The 15,341-nt window shown below is 38.1% G+C and carries 14 protein-coding genes and 3 tRNA genes; 13 read left to right on the forward strand and 4 right to left on the reverse strand.

Features of this window, described 5'->3' with window-relative positions; translation table 11 throughout:
• Window positions 1-108: 108 nt before the first annotated feature.
• The 7 genes from MHI22_RS16590 (at window position 109) to MHI22_RS16620 (ending at window position 5,415) form a co-directional block, all read left to right on the forward strand.
• Complete coding sequence (locus MHI22_RS16590; RefSeq protein ID WP_271912013.1) at window positions 109-1,731, forward strand: putative polysaccharide biosynthesis protein; 1,623 nt, start codon at window positions 109-111, stop codon at window positions 1,729-1,731.
• Between the two features lie 9 nt (window positions 1,732-1,740).
• The gene (gene mazG / locus MHI22_RS16595) at window positions 1,741-3,201 is read left to right on the forward strand and encodes a nucleoside triphosphate pyrophosphohydrolase (protein WP_340812389.1); all 1,461 of its coding nucleotides are present in this window, start codon (window positions 1,741-1,743) and stop codon (window positions 3,199-3,201) included.
• A gap of 4 nt (window positions 3,202-3,205) precedes the next feature.
• Entirely contained in the window at window positions 3,206-3,496 is a 291-nt protein-coding gene (locus MHI22_RS16600) for an RNA-binding S4 domain-containing protein (RefSeq protein ID WP_036122359.1), read from the forward strand.
• A 146-nt stretch (window positions 3,497-3,642) separates the two neighbouring features.
• Complete coding sequence (gene yabP / locus MHI22_RS16605) at window positions 3,643-3,942, forward strand: sporulation protein YabP (RefSeq protein WP_004229167.1); 300 nt, start codon at window positions 3,643-3,645, stop codon at window positions 3,940-3,942.
• Window positions 3,939-4,430: a spore cortex biosynthesis protein YabQ gene (gene yabQ / locus MHI22_RS16610; RefSeq protein ID WP_036122364.1), complete on the forward strand. Its 492-nt coding sequence runs from the start codon at window positions 3,939-3,941 to the stop codon at window positions 4,428-4,430. Before yabP ends, yabQ begins: the two co-directional genes overlap by 4 nt.
• Before the next feature lie 17 nt (window positions 4,431-4,447).
• The gene (locus MHI22_RS16615) at window positions 4,448-4,852 is read left to right on the forward strand and encodes an FtsB family cell division protein (RefSeq protein WP_036122366.1); all 405 of its coding nucleotides are present in this window, start codon (window positions 4,448-4,450) and stop codon (window positions 4,850-4,852) included.
• Window positions 4,853-4,986: 134 nt separating this feature from the next.
• Complete coding sequence (locus MHI22_RS16620; protein ID WP_004229154.1) at window positions 4,987-5,415, forward strand: S1 domain-containing RNA-binding protein; 429 nt, start codon at window positions 4,987-4,989, stop codon at window positions 5,413-5,415.
• An 88-nt stretch (window positions 5,416-5,503) separates the two neighbouring features.
• Here the strand turns inward: MHI22_RS16620 and MHI22_RS16625 are convergent, their stop codons facing one another.
• The 4 genes from MHI22_RS16625 to MHI22_RS16640 all read right to left on the reverse strand — a co-directional run bounded on the left by MHI22_RS16625 (window position 5,504) and on the right by MHI22_RS16640 (window position 6,157).
• The gene (locus tag MHI22_RS16625) at window positions 5,504-5,755 is read right to left on the reverse strand and encodes a hypothetical protein (RefSeq protein ID WP_340812390.1); all 252 of its coding nucleotides are present in this window, start codon (window positions 5,753-5,755) and stop codon (window positions 5,504-5,506) included.
• Between the two features lie 163 nt (window positions 5,756-5,918).
• Window positions 5,919-5,990, reverse strand: a tRNA-Glu gene (locus MHI22_RS16630).
• Window positions 5,991-5,995: 5 nt separating this feature from the next.
• Window positions 5,996-6,072, reverse strand: a tRNA-Met gene (locus MHI22_RS16635).
• Window positions 6,073-6,082: 10 nt separating this feature from the next.
• Window positions 6,083-6,157 (reverse strand) — tRNA-Gly (locus tag MHI22_RS16640).
• Between the two features lie 412 nt (window positions 6,158-6,569).
• Between MHI22_RS16640 and MHI22_RS16645 the strand changes: the two genes are divergently transcribed.
• The 6 genes from MHI22_RS16645 (at window position 6,570) to MHI22_RS16670 (ending at window position 15,324) form a co-directional block, all read left to right on the forward strand.
• Window positions 6,570-8,963: a SpoIIE family protein phosphatase gene (locus tag MHI22_RS16645; RefSeq protein WP_141905722.1), complete on the forward strand. Its 2,394-nt coding sequence runs from the start codon at window positions 6,570-6,572 to the stop codon at window positions 8,961-8,963.
• Window positions 8,964-8,992: 29 nt separating this feature from the next.
• On the forward strand, window positions 8,993-10,399 hold the full coding sequence (tilS, locus tag MHI22_RS16650) for a tRNA lysidine(34) synthetase TilS (protein ID WP_036120667.1): 1,407 nt from the start codon (window positions 8,993-8,995) through the stop codon (window positions 10,397-10,399).
• A 67-nt stretch (window positions 10,400-10,466) separates the two neighbouring features.
• Entirely contained in the window at window positions 10,467-11,009 is a 543-nt protein-coding gene (gene hpt / locus MHI22_RS16655) for a hypoxanthine phosphoribosyltransferase (RefSeq protein WP_036120670.1), read from the forward strand.
• A gap of 278 nt (window positions 11,010-11,287) precedes the next feature.
• The gene (gene ftsH, locus MHI22_RS16660; protein WP_036120673.1) at window positions 11,288-13,315 is read left to right on the forward strand and encodes an ATP-dependent zinc metalloprotease FtsH; all 2,028 of its coding nucleotides are present in this window, start codon (window positions 11,288-11,290) and stop codon (window positions 13,313-13,315) included.
• Between the two features lie 195 nt (window positions 13,316-13,510).
• Complete coding sequence (locus MHI22_RS16665; RefSeq protein ID WP_271913508.1) at window positions 13,511-14,311, forward strand: aldo/keto reductase; 801 nt, start codon at window positions 13,511-13,513, stop codon at window positions 14,309-14,311.
• Window positions 14,312-14,556: 245 nt separating this feature from the next.
• A complete protein-coding gene (locus MHI22_RS16670; protein WP_058844489.1) occupies window positions 14,557-15,324 on the forward strand; it encodes a type III pantothenate kinase in 768 nt (255 codons plus the stop codon).
• The last annotated feature ends 17 nt before the right edge of the window (window positions 15,325-15,341 follow it).

Consider the following 15,341-nt stretch of genomic DNA (forward strand, 5'->3'; position numbering starts at 1 on the left):
TGCGTACATAAAGATTGGTCAATATAGGAACAGTATAGCTCCTTAGCGCGTCAAACTTTTGAGATATGCTATACTATTGGCATTGTTAAGAAGGAAAGAGGGCAATTTATGTCGCAACGTTTTGGCATGAAAAGCTACATGAAAGGTGCCGCCTTATTGACAATAGCGGCTCTTATTGTAAAGGTTCTTAGTGCAATTTATCGTGTACCTTTTCAAAATCTAGTTGGAGATGAAGGCTTTTATATCTATCAACAGGTATATCCAGTTATATCGATTTTCGTTGTTTGGACATCTAGTGGCTTTGCTATAGCCATTTCTAAAATGCTTGCAGATAATGATTGCATTGTTGATACAATAGAACGTAATGAAAGACGAAGCACTATTATGCGTGTGGTTTTCCGGTATTTGACGGTGTTATCGCTACTGTTTTTTGCTGTTTTATTTGGAGGAGCTGAAAAAATTGCCCAATTGATGGGAGATGCTCAATTAGCACCATTGATTCGCTCAGGCTCATTTGTAGTACTGGTTATGCCAGCATTGGCTATTTTAAAAGGTGGCTTCCAATCTAGAGGCATTATGGAGCCGATTGCTTATGCCCAAGTCCTCGAACAAGCGGTAAGAGTTACTGTTATTTTAGCAGGAACATTTATCATTATGACGACTACTAAATCCCTTTATGGTGCAGGTGAAATGGCTGTTATTGGTACTGTAATTGGTGAAATTACGGCCTTGTTATTACTTGCCTATATCTCATATAAACGTTTTGGGCTAAAGCTAACTAAACTACAACTACATCCTATTTCAAGTTTGCCCATTGTTAAAGAGGTGACATGGCTAAGCTTAAGTGTCAGTATGAGCGGTCTTCTACTACTTGGATATCAGCTTGTCGATTCGTTTACGATATATTCAGCATTAATTGATAATGGCATGAATCCTACAATGGCGAAGGAAACAAAAGGTATTTATGATCGTGGACAACCTTTAGTTCAACTAGGTGTTGTCATTGCATCCTCATTGTCGCTTGCTATTGTTCCACTTGTTGCTCATTTATCTAAAAAACAAGAGGGGCGCAGTGCAGTTCCATTTATACAATTAACGTACAAAGCGTCCATACTATTCGGCTGGTCTGCAGCCTTGGGTTTAATGCTAGTTATGCCGTATTTAAATGAAATGCTTTTCAAAACGAATACGTTATCCGAAGTATTAATCGTCTATGTATTCCAAATTGTACCATTATCGATTATTCTTACATTTACAGCGATCTTACAAGGCTATGGAAAATTAAAAAAGCCAGCTCTATTTTTAATGCTAGGTTTTCTGCTAAAAATGATACTGAATGTACGATTAATCGGTTGGTTAGGTGTATTAGGAGCGGCTATCGTAAATGATATAGGATTATTATTAACAGCGATTTTACTAATTATTTATTTAAAAACATTGACTGGCATTCAGCTAGCATCTGTCGATTTTTATAAAAAAGTTGGGACAGCATCTTTCAGTATGGCAGTCGTTGTACTTGTCTGGTTACAGTTTGTATCGGCAATCTTAAGCCATTCACTGTCTTCACGTATGGTAGCTATGGTGACGGGTTTAACAGCTGTATCCATAGGGGCATTTGTTATGCTGACTGTCATTGCGAAGAAACGAGTATTAATGGAGAAAGAGTGGTATTTATTGCCGTTTGGACGTAGAATGGCTGTTTACCAACTTTGGCTCAATTCAAAGAAGTAGGTGTGAATATTGAAAAATTTAACAATTATTGGCTTAGGTGCAGGGGATTTTAATCAGCTGCAAATGGGTGTTTATAGAAAATTAAAGGCTGCTAAAAAATTATATGTACGTACGATAGATCACCCAGTATTAGAGGAATTAGCAGCAGAGGGTGTGAAATTCGAAAGCTTTGATAAAGTATATGAAAAACATGATGCATTCCAGCCTGTCTATGCGGAGATAGCAAATGCACTTATTGAAGCTGCTGCTGTTGAGGATATTATGTATGCTGTGCCAGGCCATCCATTAGTTGCAGAACAGACAGTGCAACTGCTTATTGCAGCAGCGGATGAAGGCAAAATTAAGTTAGTTATTGAGGGCGGTCAGAGTTTCTTAGATCCTATTTTTGGTGCATTAAAAATTGATCCAATAGAAGGTTTTCAATTGCTTGATGGTACCAGTTTTTCAATGCATGACATTAACATGCGTCAACATATTTTGATCGCGCAAGTATACGATACATTTAGTGCCTCGGAAGTAAAGCTAACGTTGATGGAGAAATATGATGACGAGTACCCTGTGACGGTTGTGACGGCTGCAGGGTCTGCACAAGAACAGATTGTTACGGTACCTCTCTATGAACTCGATCAAAGTGTAGAAGTTAATAATTTAACAACAGTCTATGTACCACCTGTCAAATCGCAAGAAGAGGCATTAAAAGATTGGACAACATTCCGTCAGATTATTGCAACGCTAAGAGGTCCGAATGGCTGTCCTTGGGATCAAAAACAAACACATGAGTCGTTAAAAAAATATTTACTCGAAGAAGCACATGAATATTTGGCTGCTATAGATGCTGAGGACGATTTTGCAATGATCGAGGAACTTGGTGATGTGCTATTACAAGTATTTTTACATGCACAAATTGGAGAAGATGAAGGTTACTTTACACTTGAAGATGTGTTAGCTTCCATTAGTGAAAAAATGATTCGCCGCCACCCACATGTTTTTGGTGATGTTGCAGTGGAAGATGCGGACGATGTTGTGGCCAATTGGGAGGCTATTAAGGCTGAAGAAAAGGGTACTAGCGATAAACCACTATTAGACGAGGAGTATAGAGCCTCTTCTGCATTACAAACAGCATTTAATTACCAAAAAAGAGCTGCAAAAGTGGGCTTTGACTGGCCAGATGTGGATGGGGCATGGGATAAATTTGATGAGGAGTGGCAGGAATTTCGCCAGGAAGTAACGAAAGGCTCTAATGCATCCCGTTTGGATGAATTTGGTGACGTGTTGTTTACACTAGTAAATTTAGCGCGTTTCTACAAACTGTCACCAGAAGAGGCTATGCTACATGCAAATGAAAAATTTGCACGACGTTTCGGTTATGTAGAGGAACAGGTAAAGATCAGTGGAAAGTCTTTTTCCGATTTTACATTAGAGCAATTAGATGCATTTTGGAATGAAGCAAAGCGACTAGAAAAGGAGTAAAAAGATGAGACTAGATAAATTTTTAAAAGTATCCCGTTTAATAAAACGCCGCACTTTAGCAAAAGAGGTGGCAGACCAAGGTCGTATCACAATCAATGATAAAGTAGCGAAAGCTAGTAGTACAGTAAAAGCAGGAGATGAGCTAGCTATTCGTTTCGGTCAAAAAATAGTGACTGCACGTGTAGAAGAATTACGTGATACAGTGAAAAAAGAAGATGCCGCAAAAATGTTTACCATTTTGAAGGAAGAAAGACTAGAAAAGGTTGAACCTGAATTTATTGATGATGAGGATTAAAGTTAAATTTATTTTTTAAACCTCCTAATGTTGTCCCACCTTTCTTTTGTGGATGAAAGTATTACACAACTTAAATAAAGTTGTCATGCTTTGAAGGTTGTCCGCATAAAGTGAACAGAAGCTAGGACGACTAAAGGAGGAAAAAAATGACGCTACATCAAGAAAGTAATCGTTACACAATTCCATCTGGAGAGCATATTTTAACGATTCGTAATCGTAAAAGAATGGACATGACTTCTGTAAAATCAATTGAACGCTTTGATCAGGAAGAGTTTTTCATTAAGACGTCCCAAGGGCACTTGTTAATTCGCGGAGAAGAACTGCATATCGTTCATTTAGATGTTGATAAAGGATTATTGACACTTGAAGGAACTGTAAAAACCTTACAGTACGACGAGGAGGAAAGTGGCTTCTCGAAAGGTTTCCTTCATAAGTTATTTGGATGATTGTTAGTGAACAATTATATCAATTAATTGTCATGGTTTTGAGCGGTATAGCAGTTGGTTTCATTATTGATAGTGTAAGGCTCGTAGTTTTTTCAACTCCAAAAAGGTCAAGCCTTCGAAAGTGGATGATGATTGTTGAATTAATAACATGGATTCTACTTGGGGGAGCGACATACTATTTATTATTTTGGCTAAAAGACGGCGCTTGGCGGGCTTATGACCCGCTAGCGCAAATAGCCGGAATTTTTTTGTATCAATCGTTATTTCAAAATTTTTTACGTTTCATTGCTAGAATTGTGGTGAATATAACTTGGAGACCCTTCTGGTTCATTGTACGCTTCATAGTCGCTGTTATTCGACAAATTTTGCAGCTATTCATAAATATAGTAATGTTTGTTATAAGACCTTTTGTCAAAATTTATTCCTATTTGTCCTACACTTTTTTTAAAAAATTACGATATTTGAAGTATAATAGAAAGCAACAATAATTTTCGGAGGTGCGGGCATGACTAGACGTCATTCATCAGATGATGAACAACAAAATTTCACGAAGCTTGATAATGACTATGTCCGTAACACGGATAGAGCTATAAATCGCAAACAGCAGGCTCGTAAACGTAAATTGCGTCGTATTGTCTTTTTTGCGATTGTACCAGTCATTATTATCGCTCTTCTCTTAAATGTGCTATCACATCAAAATGAAACTTTAGCAGCAAAAGAGAAATTAAAGAAAGAAGCGAATCAGCATCTCACTGAATTGAAAGAAGAACAAGATACATTAAATCTTAAAATCAAACAATTACAGGATGATGAATATATCGCAAAGCTATTAAGAAAAGAGTATTACTTATCTGATGAAGGTGAGATTATTTTTATCATTCCAGATAAGGAAGATAAAAAAGACGACTGAAAAGCTGTGTATTGTTGACACTCTTTTATTGTTATATATAATGAAAAGAGAAGCTTAATGCAATAAAAGGTTTGATTAAATTGATTACATGGCTCAAATGAGTCGCTTAATTTTTAAGGAGGAGCATTTTTTTTATGTCAATTGAAGTAGGCAGCAAGGTACAAGGTAAAGTAACAGGAATCACAAATTTTGGAGCATTCGTTGAGCTGCCAGATGGCAAAACAGGCTTAGTTCACATTAGTGAAGTTGCTGACAATTATGTAAAAGATATCAATGAGCATCTAAAAGTTGGAGATGAAGTTGAAGTAAAAGTGATGAATGTTGAAGCGGACGGGAAGATCGGTCTTTCAATCCGTAAAGCAAAGCCTCAAGCTGAGAGACCAGAACGTCCAGCACGTCCACGTCGTGATAATCGTTCTAATGATCGTAACGAACGCCACCAGCCAAAAGAAAATTTTGAGCAAAAAATGGCACGCTTCTTAAAAGATAGTGATGAACGTCTAGCAACACTTAAACGTGCTACAGAATCAAAACGCGGAGGTCGCGGAGCTAGAAGAGGGTAGTTTGCTGACTGTTTTAATCGTAGAAAAAGTGTATGAAATAGAGTTGGGATTAGCTTTTTAATAAAGCTAATCCCTTTTTTTCATTTACCTACAAAGTAGAAGAAGGTTTCTTTTTCTTTTTTGTGGGGTTTATTGTTTTTTCATCGGCAGAAGCTATGGATGTTTTCTCCACTGGATGAGTAACCATTTTGACAAGTAAGAAAACACCATATACACTCACGGTAAGTCCACAAAGTAATAGGATTATTTGAACAAAAAAAGGTAAATTAATAAGAATTGAAATAAGAATAATCATCGAGCCACTTCCGCAAATTAACGCGGCTTTTGTTAATGCACTCAAGGGAATTTAACCTCCTAAAAAACACTCTTTTCTTTAGTATGCCATATTTTTATACGCAGTCACATAGTTATAAATGAACAGACGGATAGATGGGAATAGTGACAAAATAGATTACAATAAAAATAGGCGCCTCAGAATTTAGTTCTGAGGCGCCTATTTGAGATGACCCGTACGGGATTCGAACCCGTGTTACCGCCGTGAAAGGGCGGTGTCTTAACCACTTGACCAACGGGCCTACTATGGTGGCGGCCGAGGGGATCGAACCCCCGACCTTACGGGTATGAACCGTACGCTCTAGCCAGCTGAGCTAGGCCGCCAATTACTATATGGAGCGGAAGACGAGGTTCGAACTCGCGACCCCCACCTTGGCAAGGTGGTGTTCTACCACTGAACTACTTCCGCACAGTCGTTTAAGCAACAAGTTAAATAATACAAGCCAAACGTGCTAGTGTCAAGTAGGTTTTTTAAAAAAATATATTTCGTAAAAACTAGCATAGAAGAGTATTTTAGCGGATTTTTTGTTCTTACGTAGAAATGTATCGTGGTAACAGTTGAATAAAGTGATTGATAGCTCATAGAATGCCCTCGCACTAAGCTTTATGATGAATAGCAAGTCATTACAATTTTGTTTTTATAAGTGGATTTTTCAACGTTTTTCATAAATGTTAGGCTGTTGCGAAAGAAATTGTTGCCAATTCTCGTATTTATGAATAGCTATTAGTCGAAATATTTATATTTTTTTCTGTCAACGTCAGACAATCTTTCCGCACATAATTTTTTATAATAACCAAAAGTGCGGAAAGGGGATAATCAAATGACAAGTATTGAATGGTATAATACAACGAATGTAGATGACCAAAAGATCGGTATGAAAAAGAAGCAGATCCTAATAGGTTCTCTCTTTTTTTTAACCGCCTTTTTCTTAGCTCAATCTGTTGTATTTGAAGCAGCTGTACCGTTCTCAGTTCCTTTTTGGGCCATTATTCGAACAAAGTATAGGGAGTATGCCAAATTCGTTTTATTCGGTAGTTTAGCAGGTTGTTTTTTCCTTGGTTTTGGACAAGTCTTCATTCTAGCGTTACAAATTGTTATGTATGAATGTATCATGCGTTTCCGTTACTGGCAGTTGCCCCAAAGTATTGCGGTGTCTTTAGCTGTATTACTGGTACAAATAATGTGGCAAGGGGTGATGTATCAAGGCTTGCCACCAGTGCTTGTACAATTTTATGTAGGCTGTGAGGCAGCTCTAGCTCTTATTATGACGCTGTTTATGCAAGTGCTATTTGTTAACTCGTATGAATGGTTTACGAGTCATTGGACATATGAGAAGCTAGGCTCTGGATTAGTCGTGTTTGCTGCCATGCTTACTGGGATGCAAGCAGTTGTGATTAGCTATTTCTCACTCCCCATTTTTTTATTGCAGCTTTTTATCTGTTTTGGTGCATTGGTTGGCAGTGTCCCATTAGCAACAGTAATCGGAGCAGTGCTGGGAACTCTTATCGGTATTGCTAAGCTTTCATTTACCGGGATGCTTTCAGTTGCGACCTTAACGGGGCTGTGTGCAGGAATGGGAGCTAAAGGTGGTAGATTTGGTGTTGCGATCGGTAGTATTTTGCCAAGTGTCTTTTTTTTATTTTATGACGCCACACTGCCTTTAGATAGCGTGTATTTTACCTCCATTGCCATCGGGAGCATTCTTTTTCTAACGATCCCAAAGAAATATTCAGATAGGGTGAGGGACAAGCTTTTCCCACAACGTGAGGAGATTTTACTGGCACGACAGAATTGGTTAACCGAACATGTAACGTATAAATTAGAGCATTTTCAGCATTTTGTACAATTCATGAAGGAGCTTGTATTTGATCGCTTTATGACGGCTCCAGTTGAAGCTGCGAAGGAAGTATCTCCAATGAACACTTGTTTAAGCTGTTTCCGCTATGAACATTGCTGGGGTGCTAAAAATAACGGTATGGACAAGCTTGTGACAGACTGGTTTCATATGAAAGGAGTAGGCAAGGAATCAGCTATTCATCGTGTAGAAGAACAAATACGCTATAAATGCGTAAAATCGACGAAGATTTTCGAGGAATTAGATACAGAGCTTTATAGGGAACGCATTAATGGGCAGTACTTTCATGGTAAAAAAATGATTGCCCTGCAACTTCGTGATATGAGTAACCATTTAAACCAGTTAATCGCTGAGATGAAGGAGGATACAATTTCATTTGTTAGTGTAGAAAAGGATATTGCTGAACGCTTAAAGGATGCCAATATTGAATGTTTTCAACTAGATGTGCTTAGCAATAAGCCAGGTGCAAGAAAGATTGTTTGTGCTTTAGCACCAGCACGTGTCAACTGGGAGGAAGATACAACATTAGCTGAACGCATGATTCTGCCAATTCTTTATGAGATTTTCGATGAACCTTTTGAAATAGAAAAAGTAATAGCCTGTGAAATACCGTTTCGTCATGTTCAAATATGCTTTAGATCAGCTATTAGCTTTGAAGTAGAGTATGATATATATAGCATGTCGAAAGATGCAACACTATATTCTGGAGACTCTCATGCCCTCTTCCAATTGCATCCAGGACTATTTGCCATTTTGCTGTCTGATGGTATGGGGCAAAATAAAGAAGCACAACATGAAAGTAGAAAATTGATCCACTTGATGCGAGAGTGTCTTAATTACAATATGAATCCGGAAACGGCGATGCATACATTGCATTATGTTATGTCATTAAAGCAACAGGATGATATGTATGCAACACTTGATTTTGCACTTGTTGATTTACAGCATGGTGATTTGTGGTCGTGGAAGGCTGGAGGTATGTCGACCTATATTTTACGTGGAAAAGAGGTGCTGAAAGTTGAAAGTAATGCAGCACCTGTAGGATTTTTATCTATTTCAACAGTAGAAGCTGAAAAAAGAAAACTGAAGGCAGGAGACGTTATTTTAATGCACTCAGATGGCCTGTTTTCAAGTGTAGATGATTGGGATGAGCAAGAGGAAACATTTTTAGCTTTTGCACAGCAGGTTGCCAGTACAAATAAAACCATTCAAGAAAAGCTAACAACGATCATGCAATCATTCCAAGGGTATTTTGAAATAGAAGATGACTGTACAGTATTAATGTTAGAGGTGACGCATGTTGTACCGACATGGGCTGTCTTTAGACCAGCTCAGTATTCTATGAGTAATTCATCTTAAAATAACAACGAAAAGGGGAGGAGAAGCGTTTGTCATTTGAATTAAAGGTCAAAACATTTATTGAAGAAGAGCAATTATTACAGCAAGGCGATCATCTTCTCATCGCCGTTTCGGGTGGGGTAGACTCTATGGCGTTACTCCATTACTTTATCCAAACACAGGCGCAGTGGAACATTCAGGTGGAAGCAGTACATGTCGATCATATGTTGAGAGGGCAAAACTCTGCTGCAGATAGAGCATTTGTCCAAAAGTATTGTGACGACAATGGTGTTTACTTACATGCTACAGATATTCCAATACCTGCAATTATGGCACAGGAAAATGGTAATACACAGTTAATTTGTCGTAGGGAGAGGTATCGATATTTCAAAGAAATCTTGAGAAAAACAAATGCCAATAAGCTTGTAACTGCACATCATGCGGATGACCAACTGGAGTCAGTATTAATGGCCCTTACAAAAAATGCAACAATGAACAGTATGCAAGGCATACGTCCTCAACGATGTTTTGAAGGCAAATCATTAATTCGTCCGTTTTTAACGGTTACAAAGTCTGAAATAAGGGAATATTTACTTAGAAAAGGTTTGGATTATCGAGAAGATGCTAGCAATTCCAAAGACACCTATGTACGCAATCGCTTTAGACATCATGTGGTGCCTTTACTGGAGGCAGAAAATCCGAGAGTGACTGAGCAGGTGGCCCATTTCACAAAGCAATTGCAAGAAGACGATACCTTTTTAATGACATTAGCCCAAGATGTATTTTCTCAAACCATCATAAGAAGTAACGAAAATACATATAGCATGGAAATTGAGGCTTTTCAATTGGTACCACTTGCTTTACAAAGGAGGCTCATTTTAATACTATTAAACTATCTTTACAAAGATTCAAATACGATACAAAGTTATGCTTTATTGACTTCAATTTTAAAGCTTTGTGATACAACAGCAGGGTATGCTGAAATTCACTTGCCTGAAGATTTTCTAGCAGTTCGCCTTTACGGGAAATTAACGATTCAGAAGAATAAGCCATTAGAAGGCCAAACATCTCCTGAGAAACAAATGATTACGGCTGCTGATGGATGGACAACACTGACAAATGGTGAACGCTTATGCGTAGTCAATTTGCATGATTTATCGTCTGAATTGCTGACGGATACTGCACAGCTTTTTTATTTTAACGCTAGCAAACTCCAACTACCGCTCTATATTCGAGCACGCAAGGACGGAGACAGAATGCTGTTAAAAGGAATGGATCAGCCAAAACGCTTATCTCGCCTTTTTATAGATGAAAAGATTCCTTTAAATGAGCGAAATAGCTGGCCGTTACTGATTTCTCAATCTGATGAGGTGGTAGCGGTAATTGGTGTGCGTATGGGAATATTTTTTTCAACCACTCCGCAACCAAACGATGATACAGTGCTCATCGTAGACTAAGGTCTTTGTAAAATATTTCACCGTAATTGGTTGAAAATTTTTTGATACATCACGAGGAGGAATCGATATGTTACAAAACGACATCGAAAAAATTATGATTACAGAAGAACAACTGCAAGAAAGAATTGCACATTTAGGTGCACAATTAACAGAGGAATACAAAGATGCATTCCCATTAGCTGTTGGTGTGCTTAAAGGAGCAATGCCATTTATGACAGACCTAATGAAACGCTTCGATTCTTTCATCGAATTGGATTTTATGGATGTTTCTAGTTATGGTAATGCTACTGTGTCATCGGGTGAAGTGAAAATTTTAAAAGATTTAAACACAAGCGTTGAGGGACGTGACGTATTAATTATCGAGGATATTATCGATAGTGGTTTAACGTTAAGCTATTTAGTAGATTTATTTAAATACCGCAAAGCAAAGTCCATCAAAATTGTTACATTATTAGATAAACCATCAGGCCGTAAAGTGGACTTATCTGCTGACTATGTTGGTTTTGAAGTGCCGGATGGCTTTGTTGTAGGGTATGGCTTAGATTACGCAGAAAAATATCGTAATTTACCTTATATTGGTATACTGAAGCCTGAAGTTTATTCTTTCTAAGTTACAAAAACCAGCTATAAATGCAAAGGCCTCCAGCGCAAGTCATGTATTTTTTGTTATGTTTAACATAATTCAAAATCTTGACACAATGTTCAGCTATATCGAGTCCAAGGAACAGGTACAATTACGCTGGGACATATAAAGATGGCCTAAAACTGTTTTGATAACGGCAAAAGTGAACGAAACATTTTTTAAGTAGGGCTTTTCGTTGTATGATGAAATCATGATATGTTAAGATTTTACTTATAATTTTTCTGTTTGTAATGAGGAGGCTGGAGATGAATCGAATATTTCGATATACCATATTTTATTTACTGATTTTCCTAGTGATTATCGGTATTTTTGGTACTTTCAATAGTGGAAATTCACCAACGAAAGAGTTATCTTATCATGAGTTTCAACAAGCTCTAGATAAGAAAGAAATAACAAGTGCTACAATTCAACCTGATAAATCAGTTTACATCGTTGAAGGTACACTGAAAGGTTATGAGAAGGGTCAAAGCTTTACAGTGAATATCCCTCGTGAAAACCAATCTTTAATGGACCGTATCGATGAGGCTGCTAAGGATAAAGATAGTAATATTAGTTTTTTAGCAGCACCAGAAACAAGTGGATGGATTCAATTCTTTACAGGAATTATTCCTTTCATCATCATCATTTTCTTATTCTTCTTCCTAATGAGCCAATCTCAGGGTGGCGGTAATAAAGTGATGAGCTTTGGTAAAAGTAAAGCTAAACTTTATGATGACCAAAAGAAAAAAGTTCGTTTTACAGATGTAGCAGGTGCTGATGAAGAGAAAGCAGAGCTTGTAGAGGTTGTAGATTTTTTAAAAGACCATCGCAAGTTCACTGAAATCGGTGCACGCATTCCAAAAGGTATCTTACTTGTCGGTCCTCCAGGTACAGGTAAAACATTACTTGCACGTGCAGTGGCAGGCGAAGCAGGCGTTCCTTTCTTCTCAATTTCAGGTTCTGACTTCGTAGAAATGTTTGTCGGCGTCGGTGCATCACGTGTTCGAGATTTATTTGAAAACGCGAAGAAAAACGCACCATGTATCATCTTTATCGATGAGATTGATGCGGTTGGTCGTCAACGTGGCGCTGGTCTTGGCGGTGGTCATGACGAACGTGAACAAACACTGAACCAATTATTGGTTGAAATGGATGGTTTCGGAGCAAATGAAGGTATTATTATCATTGCTGCAACAAACCGCCCAGATATTTTAGATAAAGCGTTATTACGTCCAGGTCGATTTGACCGCCAAATTACTGTAGGTCATCCTGATGTAAAAGGGCGCGAAGCAATTCTTAAAGTACATGCACGTAATAAACCTTTAGCAGATACAGTTGATTTAGCTGCAGTTGCTCAACGTACTCCAGGTTTCTCCGGTGCAGATTTAGAAAACTTACTAAACGAAGCAGCACTTGTAGCAGCTCGTAAAAGTAAACGTACGATTAGTATGGCGGATATCGATGAAGCCTCTGACCGAGTAATTGCGGGTCCAGCTAAAGCAAGTCGAGTATACTCAGCCAAAGAGAAAAAACTGGTATCCTTCCATGAGGCTGGTCACGTAGTAGTAGGTCTTGAGCTTGATGAAGCGGATACAGTGCACAAAGTAACAATTGTTCCTCGTGGTCAAGCGGGTGGATATGCGATTATGTTACCGAAGGAAGAACGTTTCTTTACAACAAAGCAAGAGCTCTTAGATCGTATTGCAGGCCTTCTTGGTGGTCGTGTAGCTGAAGAAATTGTTCTTGGTGAAGTTTCTACTGGGGCACATAACGATTTCCAAAAAGTTACAAGCATTGCTCGTGCTATGGTTACCGAATACGGAATGAGTGAAAACCTTGGTGCTATGCAATTTGGTTCAAGTCAGGGTGGCAATGTATTCCTTGGTCGCGACTTTAATTCAGATCAAAATTATTCTGACTCAGTAGCCTATGAAATTGATAAAGAAATGCAAAAAATTATTGATACACAATATGAGCGTACAAAACGCATCCTAACGGAGAAACGTGATTTGCTTGATTTAATTGCCAATACTTTAATGGAGAAAGAAACATTAAATGCACAGGAAATCGAACATTTACGTGATCATGGTATTTTACCAGAGCCAGAGGTCGTAGAAAGTATTGAGGAGAGCACTCCGAAAATTGAAGCGAAGCCAACATTAGATACTATTGGTGAACCAACTGTTGAAAAAGAGCTACTTAGCAAAGAGCCTAACCCAACAACTTTAAATCTGGCAAAAGAAAGTAAAGAACCAAATGATGCTCCTAAAGGTATCGATGAGAAACGTGATTAAAGTAGAAAAGACTGTTTACTAAAATTAGGTAAACAGTCTTTTCCTTTGCCTTTTCTTGCTAATAAGCATTAGGATATATTTATGTAAGACAGTTACATATAACTCTGCTCTTAGGGTGGAGAGAAGATGTAAAGTTAGTGAAAACAGATTGGAGTGTTTAACGTGGGAAATGTAACATTGAATAATGGACTTAAGATGCCTTTGGTTGGTTATGGTGTTTTTCGAGTACCTGAAGGAGATGACCTAGCAGAAGCCGTAAAAACAGCTATTGCTAAAGGTTATCGTAGCATTGATACAGCACAAGTATATCGCAATGAAGAAAGTGTTGGTCGTGGAATACAAGCCGCAATTGAAGAAGGTTTAGTAACTCGTGAAGAACTATTTATCACATCCAAAGTTTGGAACGATGGTCTTTCCTATGAAAAAACACTTGCCGCATATGATAGCAGTTTAGAGAAAATGGGATTAGACTATTTAGATTTGTATTTAGTGCACTGGCCAGGAATTGATCAAAATTATATTGAGGTTTACAAAGCACTAGAAAAAATTTATCAAGATGGTCGAGTACGCTCAATTGGTGTTAGTAATTTCCATGTGCATCATTTAGAAAGCCTTTTGAAGGAAACGACTGTTATTCCTGTTATTAATCAAATTGAATTTCACCCACATTTAACACAAGAGGAAGTACGTGCCTATTGTGAGGATAAGGGTATACAGGTGGAGGCGTGGTCTCCATTGATGAATGGCTCTCTACTTGAAGAAGCGTTGATTCAAGAATTAGCCTCTAAATACAGCAAGACACCTGCACAGATTGTGTTACGCTATGATGTACAGCATCATGTTGTCACAATTCCAAAGACGATGACACCGGCACGTATGTCTGAAAACCTTGATGTTTTTGACTTTGCGTTATCTGAGCAAGAAATGACACAGTTGGATGCATTGAATGATGGTCTACGTTGTGGTCCAGATCCAGAAAAATTTAATTTTAAATGATTTTCAAAGGGGCTGCCTAGTTTAGGGAGCTCCTTTTTAAAGAAGCTTTCATCGTTATAGATGAACATCCACTGAAAAAATAAAGTAAGCATTCCGCTCACGCCTTTAGAGGAAGGAGATGAATGCTGAATCAAGGTAAAAAGTATGGTATCATTTTCTAAAGTATTTTATCTTCATTTCAATTAGATTGTAGCTGTCATGTTAGGTTTATGAAAGGTGCAATGATGATAGGGGAGGTGTCAGCCTTGATTTTAGTTTTAGATGCAGGGAATTCTAATATTGTATTAGGTGTCTATGATGACAACGAACAATTAGCTTTCCATTGGCGTATGGTGACGGACCTTCATAAAACAGAGGATGAATATGCTATGCAAGTTCTTTCATTTTTTAATCATGCAGGCATTTCATTTGAACAAATTACAGGTATTATTATATCCTCAGTTGTGCCACCAATTATGTTTTCATTAGACGCGATGTGTCAGAAATATTTTCGAAGAAAGCCTTTGGTAGTTGGCCCGGGTGTGAAAACGGGTTTAAATATTAAATACGAAAATCCGCGTGAGGTTGGGTCAGATCGCATTGTGAATGCCATAGCAGCTCTAGATTTATATAAAGCCCCTTGTATCATAGTTGATTTTGGTACAGCGACAACCTATTGTTATTTGAATGAGAAGGGCGATTACATGGGTGGTGCTATCGCGCCGGGTATAACGATTTCTACAGAGGCTCTTTATACACAGGCTGCAAGATTGCCGCGTATTGAAATAGTACGGCCTTCACATATTGTCGGGAAAACGACCGTTTCTGCCATGCAGGCAGGTATTTTTTATGGCTTTGTAGGACAAGTAGAGGGCATTGTTAACCGGATGAAAGCACAAAGTAAAGAGGAGCCATTAGTTATTGCTACAGGTGGGCTAGCAAATTTAATCGCAGGGGAGACACAAATCATTGATGTTGTGGATCCGTTTTTAACTTTGAAGGGTTTATATAAGCTATATAAACGTAACCAATAGGAAATGAGGGACATTCC

This window comes from Lysinibacillus sp. FSL L8-0312 (genome assembly GCF_038003285.1).
Classification (GTDB): Bacteria; Bacillota; Bacilli; order Bacillales_A; family Planococcaceae; genus Lysinibacillus; species Lysinibacillus fusiformis_D.

Coding starts and splice junctions, on each gene's coding strand:
- ftsH (WP_036120673.1), top strand. CDS start 11,288: ATGAATCGAATATTTCGATATACCATATTTTATTTACTGATTTTCCTA.
- MHI22_RS16600 (WP_036122359.1), top strand. CDS start 3,206: ATGAGACTAGATAAATTTTTAAAAGTATCCCGTTTAATAAAACGCCGC.
- MHI22_RS16590 (WP_271912013.1), top strand. CDS start 109: ATGTCGCAACGTTTTGGCATGAAAAGCTACATGAAAGGTGCCGCCTTA.
- yabP (WP_004229167.1), top strand. CDS start 3,643: ATGACGCTACATCAAGAAAGTAATCGTTACACAATTCCATCTGGAGAG.
- yabQ (WP_036122364.1), top strand. CDS start 3,939: ATGATTGTTAGTGAACAATTATATCAATTAATTGTCATGGTTTTGAGC.
- MHI22_RS16620 (WP_004229154.1), top strand. CDS start 4,987: ATGTCAATTGAAGTAGGCAGCAAGGTACAAGGTAAAGTAACAGGAATC.
- MHI22_RS16615 (WP_036122366.1), top strand. CDS start 4,448: ATGACTAGACGTCATTCATCAGATGATGAACAACAAAATTTCACGAAG.
- MHI22_RS16665 (WP_271913508.1), top strand. CDS start 13,511: ATGCCTTTGGTTGGTTATGGTGTTTTTCGAGTACCTGAAGGAGATGAC.
- MHI22_RS16645 (WP_141905722.1), top strand. CDS start 6,570: ATGACAAGTATTGAATGGTATAATACAACGAATGTAGATGACCAAAAG.
- hpt (WP_036120670.1), top strand. CDS start 10,467: ATGTTACAAAACGACATCGAAAAAATTATGATTACAGAAGAACAACTG.